Genomic DNA, 2,714 nt, shown 5'->3' with positions numbered 1-2,714 from the left:
GCCAACCATCCCGAACCGGATACGAACCGCGTGCGTCATACGGTGAGCCCGGATAAGATCTGGGCTCAGAACACACCACCTCCCCCGGCTCGGACCCCGGCTCTCCTGCACCCCGAGGCGCCGAGCACCCCCCACCGAAAAACCGGGAATCACCACCACAGGAAGCCTCACCAGAACACGAGGCGGAAAGCGTGGATCGCATGGCACAGATGGATTTGTTTCCGCACCAGGTGGAAGCAGTCGACGGCATTATGCGCTATCTCCAGACCCCGCCCGGCGGGCGCGTTCCCCCCGAGGGGCTACGCACGCAGGTAATCGCCGCGACCGGATCCGGCAAAACGCTGATCGCTGTAGAGGCCGCGCGGCAGCTTTCCGCGCGGCGGGTGCTGGTCCTGGTCCCGACGCTGGATCTGCTGACTCAGATGGCGGGCGCGTGGCGCCGGGGCGGCCGGCGGGGCGCGATGGTCGGGGTGTGTTCGCTGCGCGCCGAGGACAGCGACGGCATCCCGTGCACGACCGACCCGGAGGAGCTGGTGTCGTGGACGCGGGATCTGGAGCCGGTGACCGTGTTCGCCACCTATGCGGCGGTGGGCCTGGGCATCCTCCAGCGGGCGCACGAGGCGGGTTTGCCGGTGTGGGACCTCATGGTGGTGGACGAAGCCCACCGGACCAGTGGGGATGCTGGGAAGCCGTGGGCGGCGGTGCACGATCAGGCGCGGGTGCCAGCGGTGCGGCGGCTGTACATGACCGCGACGGCGCGGGTGTGGGAGGCCGAGGGCGACACGCCGCGGTTGGTGGCGAGCATGGACGAGGACTCGCCGGTGTTCGGGCCGGTGGCGTACAAGCTCAAGTTGTCCGAGGCGATCCGGCGGGGGCTGGTTGCGCCGTATCAGGTGGTGTGCCTGGACATCCGCGACCCGGAGCTGTTCGAGGCGCTTCAGATGGAGTCGGCGGCCTCGGACGCGGTGCGCGGGGCGCGGCTGGCCGCGTTGCAGACCGGGTTGCTCACGGCTGCGGCGCGGGAGCGGCTGCGGCGGATCCTGGCCTTTCACAGCCGGGTCGCCGAGGCCGAGGCGATGGCGGCCGGGGTCGGCGCTGTCGCCGAGCGGCTGGCCGAGGACGACCCGGGGCGGTACCCGCCGGCGGAGCGGGTCTGGGCGGACTGGCTGTATGGGGAGCACGCACCGGGATATCGGCGTCAGGTCTTGGATGAATTCGCTTCCGATTTCATCGGCGGGGATTCCGATATCCCGGCTGCGGTGCGGATCCTGAGTTCCGTGAAGGTGCTCGGGGAAGGCGTCGATACCGCACAGTGTGATGCGGTCGCCTTCTGCGATGCACGCGGCTCCATGGTCGATATCGTGCAGATGGTAGGGCGTGCCCTGCGCATGAAGCCGGGAGAGGGCAAATTGGCCTCTCTTGTGGTGCCGGTATTCCTCGGTCCGGACGAGGACGGCGAGGAAATGCTGACCTCCGAGGCATACGGGACCCTCGCGAAGGTGCTCGGGGCGCTGCGGGCGCACGACACGGACACGATCGAGGCTCTGGCCGACCCGCGGCGGCGCAGCGGCCGGCGGGGGGGCGCCGAGGACGAGGACGACGCCGAGCTGGAGGGCCAGGACGAGGACCAGGAGGACGAGGACGACGAGGCGTGGGTGAGCGAGCGGGCGGCCGGGCTGCTGCGCTTCAGCGAACCGCGTGACCCCGCGCTGCTGGCCCAGTTCGTCAGGTTGCGGGTGATCGACCCGGAGAACGCCTACTGGCGGCGCGGGATCGAGGCCGCCACGCGCTGGCTGCGCGAGAGTGGCAGCGACCGTCTGCGGGTGCCGTACGACTACGTCATGCCCGAGGACCAGGCGGCGGGCGCCGGGTTCCCGCTGGGGGTGTGGCTGGCCGACCAGCGGCGCTACTACAACGCCGGGACCCTCGATCCGGCGCGGGTGGCCGAGCTGGAGGCGCTGGGCATGGTGTGGTCCCACCAGGACGTGGCGTTCGAGGAAGGCCTCGCGGTGGCACGGGCGTGGGCGGCCAAGCACGGGCACTTCCTGCCCCCGGCCACGGCCGTGGGCGAGGGCGGGTTCCCCATCGGGGTGTGGGCCAAGAACCAGCGCGCAGCGGCCCGCAAGGCCCTGCTGAACGCCGAACGGCGGGCGGCGGGAGAAGATGTTCCTCCGACGCCTGGGGAGATGCCTGCAAGCCGTCTGGAGGCGCTGGAGGCGATCGACCCGGGATGGTGCCCGCTGGGGTGGGACGTGGCGTGGCAGCGCTGCTTCCGGCTCGCCCGCGCACACATCGAGGCCGGCGGCACCCTGCCCGAGGCCGGCGGTGAACTGGTGGTGCAGGGCGAGGATCTCGGAGCGTGGGCGTCGGCGCAGCGCGCGGGGTGGGACAAGCTGAAGCCCGCACAGCAGTGGCTACTCAGCAGCGCCCTGGGGCTGGAGCCGGCCGACGCCGAGGACAAGCCCGCGCGGCCGAGCCGGGATGACAAGTGGCGGCTGAACATCACAGCCGCCCGGCAGTTCCGCGCCCGTGAGGGCCACCTGACCGTGCCCCGCAAGCACGTCGAAGTGGTCGACGGGACGGAGATCAAGCTGGGCAGCTTCCTGGACAACGCCCGCCGCCGCGCCGACAAGCTGACCCCCGAGCGGCGCGCCCAGCTCGATGAACTCGGTATGCGCTGGTAGGGCACGCAAAAACGGCGGCGGCCGGGCACC

The 2,714-nt window shown here is 71.2% G+C and carries 1 protein-coding gene; it reads left to right on the top strand.

Going from position 1 to position 2,714, the window contains the following annotated elements; all coding sequences use genetic code 11:
- Window positions 1-200 precede the first annotated feature (200 nt).
- Complete coding sequence (locus CCN44_RS40685) at window positions 201-2,684, top strand: DEAD/DEAH box helicase (RefSeq protein WP_086704198.1); 2,484 nt, start codon at window positions 201-203, stop codon at window positions 2,682-2,684.
- Window positions 2,685-2,714: the final 30 nt, after the last annotated feature.

It is taken from the genome of Streptomyces tricolor (assembly GCF_002155905.1).
Classification (GTDB): Bacteria; Actinomycetota; Actinomycetes; order Streptomycetales; family Streptomycetaceae; genus Streptomyces; species Streptomyces tricolor.
This window is presented reverse-complemented; position numbering and strand designations above follow the sequence as displayed.